At 35.8% G+C, this 13,996-nt stretch carries 14 protein-coding genes; 10 read left to right on the top strand and 4 right to left on the bottom strand.

Features of this window, described 5'->3' with window-relative positions:
- Positions 1 to 32 precede the first annotated feature (32 nt).
- From PHC28_RS07835 to PHC28_RS07820, 4 genes are all read left to right on the top strand, one after another.
- Positions 33 to 1,154, top strand: coding sequence for a bifunctional methionine sulfoxide reductase B/A protein (locus tag PHC28_RS07835; RefSeq protein WP_300098315.1), 1,122 nt, complete (start codon positions 33 to 35; stop codon positions 1,152 to 1,154).
- A 166-nt stretch (positions 1,155 to 1,320) separates the two neighbouring features.
- Positions 1,321 to 2,547: a glycogen synthase gene (gene glgA / locus PHC28_RS07830; protein ID WP_300098312.1), complete on the top strand. Its 1,227-nt coding sequence runs from the start codon at positions 1,321 to 1,323 to the stop codon at positions 2,545 to 2,547.
- Between the two features lie 155 nt (positions 2,548 to 2,702).
- A complete protein-coding gene (locus tag PHC28_RS07825; RefSeq protein WP_300098309.1) occupies positions 2,703 to 3,242 on the top strand; it encodes a YcxB family protein in 540 nt (179 codons plus the stop codon).
- Positions 3,208 to 3,900 carry a peptidylprolyl isomerase gene (locus PHC28_RS07820; RefSeq protein ID WP_300098302.1) on the top strand — a complete coding sequence of 231 codons (693 nt, stop codon included), beginning with the start codon at positions 3,208 to 3,210 and terminating at the stop codon, positions 3,898 to 3,900. Before PHC28_RS07825 ends, PHC28_RS07820 begins: the two co-directional genes overlap by 35 nt.
- A 52-nt stretch (positions 3,901 to 3,952) precedes the next feature.
- On the opposite strand, the gene PHC28_RS07815 is transcribed toward PHC28_RS07820, so the two are convergent.
- Positions 3,953 to 5,512 (bottom strand): NAD(P)/FAD-dependent oxidoreductase, encoded by a 1,560-nt coding sequence (locus tag PHC28_RS07815; RefSeq protein WP_300098299.1) that lies wholly within the window; start codon positions 5,510 to 5,512, stop codon positions 3,953 to 3,955.
- Positions 5,513 to 5,669: 157 nt separating this feature from the next.
- On the opposite strand from PHC28_RS07815, the gene PHC28_RS07810 reads away from it, so the two are divergent.
- Entirely contained in the window at positions 5,670 to 5,906 is a 237-nt protein-coding gene (locus tag PHC28_RS07810) for a hypothetical protein (RefSeq protein WP_300098296.1), read from the top strand.
- Between the two features lie 80 nt (positions 5,907 to 5,986).
- Here PHC28_RS07810 and recQ read toward each other — a convergent pair whose 3' ends face one another.
- On the bottom strand, positions 5,987 to 8,182 hold the full coding sequence (gene recQ / locus PHC28_RS07805) for a DNA helicase RecQ (RefSeq protein ID WP_300098283.1): 2,196 nt from the start codon (positions 8,180 to 8,182) through the stop codon (positions 5,987 to 5,989).
- An 86-nt stretch (positions 8,183 to 8,268) separates the two neighbouring features.
- Between recQ and PHC28_RS07800 the strand changes: the two genes are divergently transcribed.
- From PHC28_RS07800 to PHC28_RS07785, 4 genes are all read left to right on the top strand, one after another.
- Complete coding sequence (locus tag PHC28_RS07800) at positions 8,269 to 9,234, top strand: SIS domain-containing protein (RefSeq protein ID WP_300098274.1); 966 nt, start codon at positions 8,269 to 8,271, stop codon at positions 9,232 to 9,234.
- Positions 9,234 to 10,055 (top strand): twin-arginine translocase subunit TatC, encoded by an 822-nt coding sequence (tatC, locus tag PHC28_RS07795; RefSeq protein ID WP_300098267.1) that lies wholly within the window; start codon positions 9,234 to 9,236, stop codon positions 10,053 to 10,055. The genes PHC28_RS07800 and tatC overlap by 1 nt, the downstream gene beginning before the upstream one ends.
- Positions 10,056 to 10,257: 202 nt before the next feature.
- Positions 10,258 to 10,998 carry an LPS export ABC transporter ATP-binding protein gene (gene lptB / locus PHC28_RS07790; protein WP_300098260.1) on the top strand — a complete coding sequence of 247 codons (741 nt, stop codon included), beginning with the start codon at positions 10,258 to 10,260 and terminating at the stop codon, positions 10,996 to 10,998.
- A 124-nt stretch (positions 10,999 to 11,122) separates the two neighbouring features.
- Positions 11,123 to 11,599, top strand: coding sequence for a hypothetical protein (locus PHC28_RS07785; RefSeq protein ID WP_300098257.1), 477 nt, complete (start codon positions 11,123 to 11,125; stop codon positions 11,597 to 11,599).
- On the opposite strand, the gene PHC28_RS07780 is transcribed toward PHC28_RS07785, so the two are convergent.
- Complete coding sequence (locus PHC28_RS07780; protein ID WP_300098252.1) at positions 11,586 to 12,449, bottom strand: glycoside hydrolase family 25 protein; 864 nt, start codon at positions 12,447 to 12,449, stop codon at positions 11,586 to 11,588. The genes PHC28_RS07785 and PHC28_RS07780 overlap by 14 nt on opposite strands.
- A 7-nt stretch (positions 12,450 to 12,456) precedes the next feature.
- Positions 12,457 to 13,167 (bottom strand): CDP-alcohol phosphatidyltransferase family protein, encoded by a 711-nt coding sequence (locus tag PHC28_RS07775; protein WP_300098248.1) that lies wholly within the window; start codon positions 13,165 to 13,167, stop codon positions 12,457 to 12,459.
- Between the two features lie 277 nt (positions 13,168 to 13,444).
- On the opposite strand from PHC28_RS07775, the gene PHC28_RS07770 reads away from it, so the two are divergent.
- A partial coding sequence (locus tag PHC28_RS07770; RefSeq protein WP_367278008.1) for a PorV/PorQ family protein occupies positions 13,445 to 13,996 on the top strand: 552 nt, incomplete at its 3' end.

Raw genomic sequence — 13,996 nt, 5'->3', positions numbered from 1 at the left:
CATTATACTTTTGGAGTATAAAAAAAGAAAATATGAAACCAACAATCCCAATCCGAATCTTCCTATTCTTGATTCCGCTATTTATGTTTCAAGCCTGTGGGCAAACAACAAAAAAACAAAACTATATTTCAAAACCTTCAACAATGGAAAATACAATTAGCAAACCAGGAAATCCTTATTACTCAAATACCGACACAACAAAACTCAATCTGACTGACGCCGAATGGAAGAAAGTATTACCTGAAGATTTGTATGCTGTTTCAAGAAATGCTGATACGGAAAGAGCATTCACAGGAAAACTTTGGAATTCTGATGCAAAAGGAACTTATTATTGTGCCGCTTGTGGGAATAAATTATTTAAATCCGACCAGAAATTTGCAAGTAGTTGCGGTTGGCCAAGTTTTTTTGAGCAAGAAAACAAAAACAGCGTGGTTTACAAAGAAGACAATTCTTATGGAATGAAGAGAATTGAAGCTTTATGTGGTAGATGTGATGGCCATTTAGGTCATCTTTTTGATGACGGTCCAGCGCCAACAGGCAAAAGATATTGTATGAATTCTATCGCATTGGATTTTGTTCCTGACAAGGTCATTGCAGAAAATAATAGCACAAACAATTTGGAAAACATAACGCTGGGAGGCGGATGCTATTGGTGTGTAGAAGCCGTTTACGAACAACTAAAAGGAGTAAAATCAGTAGTTTCAGGATTCGCAGGAGGAAAAACCGTCAATCCCTCTTACGAAGAAGTTTGCACGGGTACAACTGGTCACGCTGAAGTTGTGCAAATCACATTCGACAAATCGGTTACTTCACTAGACGAAATTTTCAAGATTTTCTTTACCGTTCACGACCCAACAACCTTAAACCGTCAAGGTGCCGATGTGGGAACCCAATACCGTTCCGTGATATTTTATACAACCGAAGAGCAAAAAGTAGCGGCTCAAGAAATTATTAACGCTTTAGAAAAAGACAAAGTATATTCAAATCCAATCGTTACAACAGTAGAACCGCTTAACCAATTTTATAAAGCAGAAGATTACCATCAAAATTACTATCAAAACAACAAAAGCCAACCGTATTGCGAGATGGTGATTCAACCCAAAATAGAAAAATTTGAAAAACTATTTAAAGATAGATTGAAAGTTAAAAAATAGAATAGGAAGAAACCGAAAAGTAATTTTCGGTTTTTTTATGCGCTTAAAATTATGGTTTACATCTTAATGGTTATGTAAATGCTAATGGAAATTTATTATATTTGGATTGTTGATGTAAAATCAGTTACCATCAGAAGAAAAATACAAATCCATAAAAATTTACAAAATGAAAATAGCACTTTTTACCAATGAATTTCCTCCCAACATCTATGGCGGAGCTGGAGTACACATCGATTTTTTAAGTCAGGAATTGGCCAAATTAGGTCAGGTAGAAGTGCGTTGTTTTGGCGATCAATCTGTAAATTCCGAGAATATGCACGTGCAAGGAATTACTTCTTCATTAACTAAAATGGTTGATGGCAGCAATCCGCACATCAAAATGTTTCATAACCTGAGTAAAAATGTCGAATTATCTCAAGCCACACCCGAGGCCGATGTTATTCATTGCCATACTTGGTACACGCATCTTGCTGGGATTTTTACCCGTGAATTGTTACAAGTTCCACTTATTCTTACTACTCACAGTTTAGAAACGCATCGCCCTTGGAAAGTAGAACAACTAGGTAATGGTTATTTCCTTTCTCGTTGGATCGAAAATAGTGCTTACAATACTGCCGATGGAATTATTGCGGTGAGCGAACAAATGAAGGAAGATGTTATCGAAGCTTATGGTGTTGCTCCCGAAAAAGTGACCGTTATTCATAACGGAATTGATCCCGAATTTTACAAACCTACGTTTAACGAAAGTTTACTTTTGGAATATGGGATTGATCCCGAAGTTCCTTTTGTACTTTTTGTGGGACGAATTACCCGCCAAAAAGGAATTTCGGGATTGATTGAGGCCGCCAAACATTTCAATAAAAACTGCCAAGTAGTCCTTTGTGCCGGAGCGCCAGATACCAAAGAAATAGCCGAAGAAACCGAACTATTAATTGCCAATTTAAAAAAAGAACGAGAAGGCGTGATTTTAATCTCGGAAATGTTACCGCGCGAAAAAATAAAAGTCTTGTACAGTCACGCTCGAGTGTTTGCCTGTCCTTCCTTATACGAACCTTTTGGCATCATTAATCTCGAAGCAATGGCTTGCGAAACGCCTGTTGTGGGAAGCCACGTGGGAGGAATTCCTGAAATCATTGTCGAAGGGAGCACTGGATATTTGGTACCACTGCAAAGCGTTTCGAGAACCGATTTTAATCCTGCCAATCCCGAAGCGTTCCAGAAAGCTTTTGCTGACAAAATCAATATTTTGTTAGAAGACGAAGCCTTGGCAATCCAAATGGGGAAAGCAGGAAGAGAACGTGTTTTGAAAATTTTCAGTTGGGAATCTATCGCCAAGACTACTTTTGATTATTACCAAAAAGTGATTGATGGGTTTGTGAAAGAGAAAGCTTGATGGAAAATAAACCTCAACTCTGGTTGAGCATATACAAACAAATAGATTAGCTTTTCTCAGTTTTTTAATATAAAACTGAGCATATATACAAGTTAGCCGTTAGTTTCGAGCGACAGAAAACCGAAAGAAAATAAAAAGAAAATAGGATAAAAATAATGACAGATATAAAGTACAAATTAACGGAAGATGACTTTTTACAATTAAACTTGTATCATTTTGACGTTGAAGGATCATTAAGAAAGAACTCGCAGAAAATAATATTTATATTTTTATCAATTATTGCTATACTGATTGCTATATCAATTTATAAAAATGAAAATCTTTATGCTATTACATTAGTATCGGTTGCTTTTTTTCTCGTAATATTTCATAAAAGAGAAACGAAAAAAAAGTTTGAAAAAATATTTAAGAAAAATATTCAACCATATAAAAATAGATTTGACAAATTAATGGAGTTAAAATTTACAGAAACTGAAATTGAAGTTAAAAGTGTAGCAGGCAATGCTCAATTTTATAATTCACAAATAAAATCTATAATAGAAACGAAAGAATATTTTTTTATCCGTTTACAGCCTGAAGCAATTATAATTCCGAAAAGAGAATTTGAAAATACCGAAAACATATGTGAATATTTAAAATCGTTTGCGAAAAAGTTAAACGTTGAATATAAAGAGAATTTTGAATGGAAATGGTAAAAAAACCGATAGCGCAGATTTGCAATCGGTACCTACTCTATCTCCACAAAGTGACCAAAACAAAACTCATCCCAAAACAATGAAAAAAATCTCGCTCACACTAATTTTACTATTTTTTACAATCACAAATAGTTCTGCTCAGAAGAAGGAAACTTGCATTATAAAAACTTCTTTGGGCGATATTACCGTCGAATTATATCCTAAAAAAGCTCCAATTACGGTCGCCAATTTTTTGAAATATGTCGATACCCATTTGTATGACAATACTAGCTTTTTTCGTTCCGTAACTTTAAATAACCAGCAAAAAGATTCCATAAAAATTGAAGTAATACAAGGTGGCGAAGTCGATTCGACAAAAATTTATGCAGCCATTCCTCTCGAGAGGACTTCTAAAACAGGAATACTTCATAAAGACGGCGTTATTTCGATGGCGAGAGACACGCCAGATTCGGCGACTTGCAGTTTTTTTATTTGCATCAACGACCAACCTTCTTTAGATTTTGGTGGAAAAAGAAACAAGGACGGACAAGGTTTTGCCGCTTTTGGAAAGGTCACTAAAGGAATGGAAGTGGTCAAAAAAATCCAATTGCTTGCTCCAGTTAATGATCAATATTTCAAACCTGAAGTTTTGATTTTGTCTATCACTAGGGAATACTAAAATATTAGGAATAGGATTCTAAATATATAAAAAACGCTGTACTATTTCTATTCTATTTTAAAGTTTCCGCAATCTTCAGCGCACATTTTTCACCATCAATTGCTGCCGATATAATACCTCCGGCATAACCTGCGCCTTCACCACAAGGATACAAACCTTTTATCTGAATATGTTCTAAGGTTTCCGAATCTCTGGGAATGCGAACTGGCGAAGAAGTTCTTGATTCTGGTGCGTGCAATATGGCTTCATTGGTCAAAAAACCTCGCATTGATTTTCCGAATTCGACGAAACCTTCTCGCAATATTTGGGTAAGAAATCTTGGAAAAACTTGACCCATTTCTATCGAAGATGTTCCAGGAACATAAGAGGTTTTCGGGATATTCGAGGAAACTTTATTTTGGGTAAAATCAACCATTCGTTGGGCGGGAACTTTTTGACTTTCCCCTGCCAAATGCCAAGCTTTTTGCTCGATGCTTTTTTGAAATTCCATTCCTGCTAAAGCACCAAATTTGGCAAACGGCTTAAAATCTTCCAATTTTAATTCGATTACGATACCAGAATTGGCTGTGTTTTGATCTCGTTTGGAAGGCGACCAACCATTCGTTACCACTTCGCCAGGACTTGTCGCACAAGGCGCAATCACGCCACCGGGACACATACAAAACGAATACATTCCACGTCCTCCAACTTGTTTCACAATCGAATAAGGAGCTGGTGGCAAATTTTCTCCACGATAATCACAACTGTATTGAATACTGTCGATTAGTGATTGTGGATGTTCAGCACGAACGCCAAGCGCAAAAGCTTTGGCTTCTATAAAAATTTGTTTTCTGTCTAATAATTCGAAAATATCTCGGGCAGAATGTCCTGTTGCCAGAATTATTTTATTGGCAAGAATGGTGTCGCCTTTTTTGGTAACGATGCCTTGCGCTTCATTATTTTTAATAATAATATCGGTCAATCGAGTTTCGAAAAGGACTTTGCCTCCCATTTCGATAATTTTCTCCCGAATATCCTGAATAATTTGTGGCAATTTGTTGGTGCCAATATGTGGATGTGCATCTACCAAAATTGCTGGTGATGCTCCAAAAGCGACCAACAATTCGAGAATTCGATTGACGTCACCTCGTTTTTTAGAACGTGTGTATAATTTTCCATCCGAATAAGTTCCTGCTCCGCCTTCGCCAAAACAATAATTAGAATCTTCGTCAACAATATGATCTCGGTTAATGGCTTTCAAATCTCGACGACGACCACGAACATCTTTGCCACGTTCTATAACTATTGGTTTTAAACCCAATTCAATTAATTGCAAAGCCGCAAAAAGACCTGCTGGACCTGCGCCAACGACGATAACTTCTTGAGCATTTTCGACATTTTTATAATCTGGAAGTTGAATTTTATTTTCTTCGAAAGATTCTCCAACCAAGTAAATGGCAACTTTCAAATTGAATTTCACGGTTTTTTGTCGTGCATCAATCGAGCGTTTCAAAATGGAAATATGTTGGATATCTTTTGAAGAAACCTTTATTTGCTTCGCCAAATAATCTTTGAGAAGCATATCATTGGAAGCTATTTCGGGGGAAACTTGAAGAAGAAGTTCTTGTGGCATTGTATAATGTTTATTCGTAGATTTGGTTATCCGATTATTCGAAAAACAAAAACACAATGCAAAAATAACATTTTGTATGGAATTTATGATTCAATACGAAATCCATTTTCAAATTAGTCTTTGTAACTTCGCACTCGAAAAGCTTTAAACCAAAATAATGTCTAGAAAAATTAAACTAATATGGGATTTTAGAGGTCCAGCTTCGGCAAAAACGGCCGAACATCACGAAATTCACTTGAAAGAATATTTAATTCAAGAAAAACATCAAATACAAATCACTGGTTTTGAGGTCATTAATGATATGTATGCCATAGCTTTTTTGGTAATAGAAGAAAAAGATATGATTATTTTTCGAGATGTTTTAAAACCACATCGAGGGGAAATTTTTGGTTAGCCACTAACGAGGATTCCTGTCAGAAAAAAAATAATCAGATTTCAGACAGGATTTTTAAGCCCTTAATCTAAAATCTAAAATTAATTGGCCACTTCGCTGATAAACTTAATCCTCATTAAACGTAATTCGTCAATATCATAATCGCCATCAAATTCCTTCAATGCATCTTCAATATTATCAGAATGCGATTCCATAAAATAATCGTGAATTTCTTCCTGCTGGTCGTCATCGAGCATTTCGTCAATCCAGTATTTGATGTTCAACTTGGTGCCTGAATTTACAATTTGTTCCATTTCTGTTATCAGGTCTTCCATCTTCAATCCTTTAGCCGAAGCGATATCATCGAGCGATAATTTCCTGTCAATATTTTGAATGATATACAATTTGTTAACCGAATTGACTCCTGTAGATTTCACTACCAAGTCTTCGGGACGAATAATATCATTATCCTCAACATAACGGCTGATTAATTCTAGAAACTCTTTGCCGTATTTTTTGGCTTTCCCCTCTCCAACACCATGAATATTAACCAACTCCTCATTAGAAATTGGATATTTCAAAGCCATATCTTCGAGAGAAGGATCTTGGAAAACAACAAATGGAGGCACTCCCAATCTTTTAGCTACTTTTTTTCGCAAGTCCCTTAACATTCCCATCAATGCCTCATCAGCAACTCCAGTTGATTTTGAAGCGGTCATAATTGCTTCGTCTTCAGTTTCACTGTATTCATGGTCTTCTGACATCATGAAAGAAGCTGGTTTTTTAATAAAATCCAATCCTTTTTTGGTGATTTTTACAACTCCGTAAGTTTCAATATCCTTAGATAGCAAACCATCAACGAGTACTTGTCGCAACAATGCCATCCAAAATTTCTCATCGTGATTAATCCCGGAACCAAAAAACGGTTGAACATCCGTTCTATGTGCTTTTATCATTGCATTTACACGACCAATAAGGGTAAAAACAACTTCTTTGGACTTATAAATATGCTTAGTATCACGAACGACTTCGAGCAGTTTGACTACTTCATCTCTCGCTTCAATTTTGACTTTAGGATTGCGAACATTGTCGTCCATATCGCCTCCTTCACCTGTTTCATTGTCGAATTCTTCTCCAAAATAATGTAAAAGAAATTTTCTCCTCGACATAGAAGTTTCGGCATAAGCCACAACTTCCTGCAATAAAGCAAAACCAATTTCTTGCTCAGCAACTGGTTTCCCTGATAGGAATTTCTCGAGTTTTTCTACATCTTTATAGGAATAATAAGCAAGACAATGTCCTTCGCCTCCATCGCGACCAGCACGACCTGTTTCTTGATAATAACTTTCTAATGATTTTGGAATATCATGGTGAATAACAAAACGCACATCAGGTTTGTCGATTCCCATACCAAAAGCAATCGTGGCCACTACCACATCTACATCTTCCATAAGAAACATATCTTGGTGTTTGGCGCGTGTTTTTGCATCCAATCCAGCGTGATAAGGCACAGCACTTATTCCGTTAACCTGTAAAACTTCGGCTATAGCCTCCACTTTTTTGCGACTCAAACAATATATAATACCTGATTTCCCTTTATGTTGCTTGATGAAGCGAATAATATCTGATTCGATATTTTTGGTCTTGGTTCGAACTTCATAATATAAATTAGGTCTATTGAAGGAGGATTTATAAGCTGTCGCATCCGACATATCTAAGTTTTTCAATATATCCTCTTGTACTTTTGGAGTGGCAGTAGCAGTTAATCCTATAATTGGCACATCGCCTAATTGCTTGATGATATGTTTTAAATTCCTGTATTCAGGTCTAAAATCGTGACCCCATTCCGATATACAGTGTGCTTCATCAATGGCTACAAATGAAATTGGAACTGTTTTGAGAAAGTTTACATATTCTTCTTTGGTCAAGGATTCTGGGGCGACGTATAACAGTTTCGTCAAACCAGAACTAATATCTGTTTTAACTTGGTTAATTTCAGTTTTAGTAAGCGAAGAATTTAAAACATGTGCAATACCATTTTCTGAAGATAAACTCCTGATAGCGTCAACTTGATTTTTCATCAGAGCAATAAGAGGAGAGACTACGATGGCTGTCCCTTCTTGAACCAAAGCAGGTAATTGATAGCAAAGTGACTTGCCACCACCCGTGGGCATTATCACGAAAGTATTTTCCTTATTCAGGATACTTTTAATAACTTGTTCCTGCAAACCTTTGAATTGGTTAAAGCCAAAAAATTTCTTTAATTCTTTGTGGATGTCAATTTCGTTTGAATTCATTCTTTATTAATGGTATTTTATCTAAATTTGCGACACCTAAAGATACTAATTTCTTTTACACACACAAATTTTATAATAATTCTATTTTGGATACAAAAGAAAATATTTTGATTTTGGCAAAAAAGACCATTCTTTCTGAGAGTGAATCCATAGCTAAACTAATTGATTTTATTGACATTAACTTTGCCGAAGCCACTCAAATTCTATTTAAATCCAAAGGACGATTAATCGTTACTGGAATAGGAAAAAGTGCCATTATCGCACAAAAAATGGTCGCCACGTTTAATTCAACGGGAACTCCATCGCTTTTTTTGCATGCTTCCGAGGCCATTCATGGCGATTTAGGTATGGTTCAACCCGAGGATGTAGTTATTTGCATCTCAAAAAGCGGCAACAGTCCTGAAATAAAAATCCTCATTCCCATACTGAAACGATTCGGGAATCAACTAATAGCCATTACAGGAAATACGACTTCTTTTTTAGCAAAAGAATCCGATTTTGTTTTGAATACCACCGTTGATGCTGAGTCTTGCAGAAACAATTTAGCACCTACAAACAGTACTACAGCCCAACTTGTTATGGGCGATGCGCTTGCCGTTTGCTTGATGGAAATGCGAAATTTTACTAGCGAGGATTTTGCCAAATACCATCCTGGAGGCGCTTTGGGCAAAAAATTATTACTTCGAGTGGTGGATATGCTCGACAACTCTATGAGACCAATGGTTGCACCAGATGCTCCCATAAAAAAAGTGATTTTCGAAATCTCCGAAAAACGTTTGGGGGTAACCGCCGTAATTGAAAACGAAAAAGTAATTGGAATCATAACCGATGGAGACATTCGAAGAATGCTAAACGAAAACGATACTTTTACCCATTTGACCGCTAAAGATATTATGACAAAAAACCCAAAAATGATACAATCCACAACGATGGTGGCCGATGCATTAAATATTCTCGAAGATTTTGCCATCACACAATTGATTGTAGTTGACAATGGCGAATATAAAGGCGTGTTGCATTTGCATGACATATTAAAAGAAGGAATTGTATAATGGGAAAGAAAACACTTAAAGAAATGTCGTTTTTAGATCATCTTGAGGAATTAAGATGGTTATTAGTTAGAAGCTCTGCGGCAATAATTATAATGGCTTTTGCAACTTATTTTATAAGTGATTACTTATTTGACACCATTATATTTGGACCTACAAGACCTTCCTTTTTTACTTATCGTTTTTTTTGTGATTTGTCGCACCAATTAAATTTCGGTGAAAGTATTTGCATTGAAGAATTGCCTTTTATCATCCAAAACACAGAAATGGAAGGACAAGTTAATATGTTTGTCTGGATGTGTATTCTGGCAGGTTTTATCTTAGCTTTCCCTTATATTCTATGGCAAATTTGGAGCTTTATCAGTCCCGCTTTGTATGAAAGAGAAAGAAAGAATGCCAAAATATTTATCTTTATTTCCTCAATGTTGTTCTTTCTAGGAGTGCTTTTTGGGTATTTTATTATCATCCCAATGTCAGTGAATTTTGTGGCGACGTTTTCAGTAAGTGCCATTGTAAAAAACCAATTTACCTTGGATTCCTATATTGGACTAGTAAAAACATCTGTTTTAGCGGGTGGTTTATTTTTTGAACTGCCAATTATCATTTATTTTCTAACGAAACTAGGGCTTGTAACTCCTGACTTTTTGCGTAAATACAGAAGATATGCGATAGTTTTGGTACTAATTGTTGCCGCCATAGTAACACCACCAGACGTGGTAAGCCAAACCATTGTAGCCATCCCAATGCTGGTGATTTTTGAATTAAGTGTCATCATATCTTCTATTGTTTATAAAAGAAAATTAAAAAGTGAGCAAGCCAGCTAAAAACAAATTATGATTGTACGAAAGTACCAAAGAAAAAATGACACACGGATAAAACAGATTAAGTCGGATTTACGCTGATTCTAAAAATATTTTTAGAATTTGAATTAAAAAAATCAGTGTCATCTGTGTGCCAATATTTATTTTGGTATTAATAATAATGAATAGTCATATAACAAATATTGAATTTGAATAACGAATTAATATGAAATTAAGAGCCGAAAATCTAGTCAAAACATATAAAGGTCGAAGCGTTGTCAAAGGCATTTCGGTTGAAGTGAATCAAGGGGAAATCGTAGGACTTTTGGGGCCAAACGGAGCTGGAAAAACAACTTCATTTTATATGATCGTGGGATTGGTAAAACCCAATTTGGGCAGTATTTATCTTGATGATTTGGACATCACTCATTTTCCAATGTATAAAAGAGCCCAACAAGGCATTGGCTATTTGGCACAAGAAGCTTCTGTTTTTAGAAAATTAAGTGTCGAAGATAATATTTTAAGTGTTTTACAATTAACAAAACTTTCCAAAGAAGAGCAGGAAGCCAAAATGGAAAGTTTGATAGAGGAGTTTGGTTTAGGACATATTCGAACCAACCGTGGTGACTTACTTTCTGGTGGAGAACGACGTCGAACTGAAATTGCACGTTGCCTTGCCACCGACCCTAAATTCATCCTACTCGATGAACCTTTTGCCGGTGTTGACCCCGTTGCTGTTGAAGATATTCAACGCATCGTAGCGCAATTAAAAAACAAAAATATAGGCATCTTAATTACTGACCACAACGTACAAGAAACCTTGGCCATTACTGACAAGACCTATCTAATGTTTGAAGGTGGAATTTTAAAAGAAGGAAAACCAGAAGAATTAGTAGTCGATGAAATGGTTCGCCGTGTATATTTAGGTCAGAATTTCGAGTTGAGGAAAAAGAAGTTGGAATTTTAATATTCGCAACTATTCTAAAAAATGAAAAATAACCAAGTCAGGAAACTTTAGAAAAATAGAGCGAAGACTCCAACAATTGGATTTGGGGATTTTTATACTACTCGACAAAATGAATTTACTAATTATGGAAAAGGCAAAAAGAATAGTTAGTGGTAAAATCACTTTATCAATCCTCGTTTTAACAGCATTACTTTACAGCTGTAACTTCAACAAAAAAGAAGCGCCTTCTATTTATCGTGCGATGAACAAAAAGGATACAGCCGTTTTAACTTTGACCATAGACAAAAATCGTTTTTACGGACAATATGAGGTAAAATACGGAAAAATAGGCAAGGATTCAGGAAGTGTAAGAGGTGAAATTATTGGCGATTCCTTACGTGGAATCTATAATTATATATCGTATGGTGGCAGCTGGAAGAAGGCTCCTATCGCTTTATTGAAAAAGAACAATCAGTTATTGTTAGGGAAAGGAGCTACAACCACTCTTTTAGACATCCCTTGTTTTGTTCCTGGAATACCTATCGATTATACTAATCCAGAGTTTGTTTTCGAAAAGATGAATAAAAAGACTGAGTTTGAAAACGCCACTACTCCAAAGTAATAAACCGCAACTGCTCGACATCACCGTTATAAATATTCACATCGACATTGCCTTTGATTCCAGGAATGGTCGCCTTCTCTGTAAATTGCCAAAACAGCCAATCGTCTCCAATTTTCTCTCGATAAAAATTATAATTGGCTATCCAAAAAAGATAATCTGAGAACTCTTCTTTCAAGAAATCGTCATAATATTTCTCGCTGGTATAAATAATTGGTCTTACTTTATAATGCGTTTCAATAGCCTTTAACCATCGCTTCAATCCTAATTTCAAATTTGTAATTGATTGCTCTTTGGGTAGTTTTTCAATATCTAAAACCGGAGGTAAATCTCCTTTTTGAAGGCGAACAGTTTTAATAAAAAGTTCGGCTTGTTCCAATGAATTTTCGTTGGGACGATAGTAATGATAAGCGCCACGAATCATTTTGTTTTTTTTGGCGCCAAGCCAATTTTCTTCAAATTTCCTGTCTTCTCTATCATTCCCAGCGGTAGCACGAATAAAAACAAACTCGAGCGGATAACTCTCTTCGATAGTTTCGACCAAAGTCCAATCGATGGTTCCTTGAAATTCAGAAACATCCAAACCAATGGCTTTACCCTGATGACTTTCCAACACTTGGTAATTGCGAACATCCGAAATTCGTTTAGCCTCGGCTTTTTCGAATTGGATTTTATTGGATTTGAATCCAAGATAATACAAGAATCCATTTCGATAATGATAGCCAATTCCTAAAAATAGCAAGACTGAAAAACCAATTATAGAAAGACGAATGAATTTGCCAGAGAAAAAAGAAGCTTTTTTTCGAGACCTTCGTTTTATTGGAGTGCTACTTCTGACGCTTTTTTGCCTCATTGAAAAGCTACTTTTTCAGGAAATTGTTGTTCACAACTGATACTAAGACATAGGTGATAATCACCAACGGGATTCCCAAATATTGGAAGAAACCTAACAACAAAAGTGACAGTAATAAAAATACTATTTGAAGACTGTTTTTCTTGAAACTAAAATCTTTTATTTTTAAGGAAAATAGTGGGATTTCAGCATTGAGTATATAGGCACTAAGCAAAGTAATTGCCAATAAAACCCAATAATTAGAGAGTATTTCAAAAATCATCAAGGAATCCGAATACTTTAAAACTAAAGGCAAACTCATAATAAACAAAGTGTTGGCAGGTGTTGGCAAACCAATAAACGAATCGGTTTGACGGGTATCAATATTGAAATTAGCCAAACGATAACAGGAACCCAAAGTGATGATAAAACCAAGATAAGGCAAAATGGTTATAGGCGCTATAGGATTCTGACTTTTTAGCAACAAACAAAACATCACATAACCCGGAACGACTCCACTTGTCACCATATCGGCAAGAGAATCCAGTTGTAAACCAAGCGGACTTGAAACCTTGAATAATCTTGCAAAAAAACCATCAAAAAAATCAAGAAATATTCCCAAACAAACAAAATAGAATGCCATTTCAAAATTCAATTCCGCAACAAAAACTAAAGCAATGCATCCAGAAAAAAGATTGAGAAGCGTAATTAGATTAGGGATATGTTTTTTTATTTTCATTGAAATTTTAATTAGATTGTCAAAGTTCACAAATTTAGTATAATAAGTGAATGAGAAGTGCGTTTTTTAATAGAGTTTTTTAACACATTTTCTCGGCTTGGGTTTTATTTAGCCAAAGGAAGGATGAAGCTCATTAAAAAATTATATTTTTGGTGAAAATTTAATAGCCCTCGTCTTGGCAAAACAATCAATGTTGAAAAAAATAACACTATTCCTTTTATTTGTGTTTTGTACCAGTTCTTTTGGTCAAGCCGTGCGGAAATATTCCAACGAGTTTATGAATATTGGTGTTGATGCCGCAGCATTGGGAATGGCAAATGCAGTCACATCTAGCACCAGCGACGTGAATTCGGGCTATTGGAATCCAGCAGGTTTGATTCATCTTGAAGACCATCAGGTGTCGTTGATGCACGCTAATTATTTTGCTAATATTGCTCAATATGATTATATTGCTTACGCCAAACCTATTGATGACGAAAGCGCTTGGGGAATCTCTTTGATTCGTTTTGGGGTCGATAATATTATGAACACCACCGAATTAATCGACAGTCAAGGTAATATTGACTACAACAGAATCAGTCTTTTCTCGACTTCTGATTATGGCGTTACCTTTTCATACGCTCGAAAACTGCAAATTCCAGGTTTTCAATATGGTGTCAACGCCAAAGTGATTCGGCGAATCATCGGTAAATTTGCGAGTTCCTGGGGTTTTGGCTTTGATGCCGGTGTGCAATTCGAAAAAAATGATTGGTATTTTGGCTTAATGCTTCGTGATATAACGACAACGTATAACGTCTGGAATATTGATGAAGCCGAATACCAAAAAATA

Origin of the sequence: Flavobacterium sp. (assembly GCF_028712645.1) — a bacterium.
Classification (GTDB): Bacteria; Bacteroidota; Bacteroidia; order Flavobacteriales; family Flavobacteriaceae; genus Flavobacterium.
Note: the sequence above shows the minus strand (reverse complement) of the source record. Positions and strands in the feature narration are given on the sequence as shown.

Excerpts from the sequence above, each read along its gene's own strand:
- PHC28_RS07835 (WP_300098315.1), top strand. The coding sequence starts at position 33 with ATGAAACCAACAATCCCAATCCGAATCTTCCTATTCTTGATTCCGCTA.
- glgA (WP_300098312.1), top strand. The coding sequence starts at position 1,321 with ATGAAAATAGCACTTTTTACCAATGAATTTCCTCCCAACATCTATGGC.
- PHC28_RS07825 (WP_300098309.1), top strand. The coding sequence starts at position 2,703 with ATGACAGATATAAAGTACAAATTAACGGAAGATGACTTTTTACAATTA.
- PHC28_RS07815 (WP_300098299.1), bottom strand. The coding sequence starts at position 5,512 with ATGCCACAAGAACTTCTTCTTCAAGTTTCCCCCGAAATAGCTTCCAAT.
- PHC28_RS07810 (WP_300098296.1), top strand. The coding sequence starts at position 5,670 with ATGTCTAGAAAAATTAAACTAATATGGGATTTTAGAGGTCCAGCTTCG.
- recQ (WP_300098283.1), bottom strand. The coding sequence starts at position 8,182 with ATGAATTCAAACGAAATTGACATCCACAAAGAATTAAAGAAATTTTTT.
- tatC (WP_300098267.1), top strand. The coding sequence starts at position 9,234 with ATGGGAAAGAAAACACTTAAAGAAATGTCGTTTTTAGATCATCTTGAG.
- lptB (WP_300098260.1), top strand. The coding sequence starts at position 10,258 with ATGAAATTAAGAGCCGAAAATCTAGTCAAAACATATAAAGGTCGAAGC.
- PHC28_RS07785 (WP_300098257.1), top strand. The coding sequence starts at position 11,123 with ATGGAAAAGGCAAAAAGAATAGTTAGTGGTAAAATCACTTTATCAATC.
- PHC28_RS07780 (WP_300098252.1), bottom strand. The coding sequence starts at position 12,449 with ATGAGGCAAAAAAGCGTCAGAAGTAGCACTCCAATAAAACGAAGGTCT.
- PHC28_RS07775 (WP_300098248.1), bottom strand. The coding sequence starts at position 13,167 with ATGAAAATAAAAAAACATATCCCTAATCTAATTACGCTTCTCAATCTT.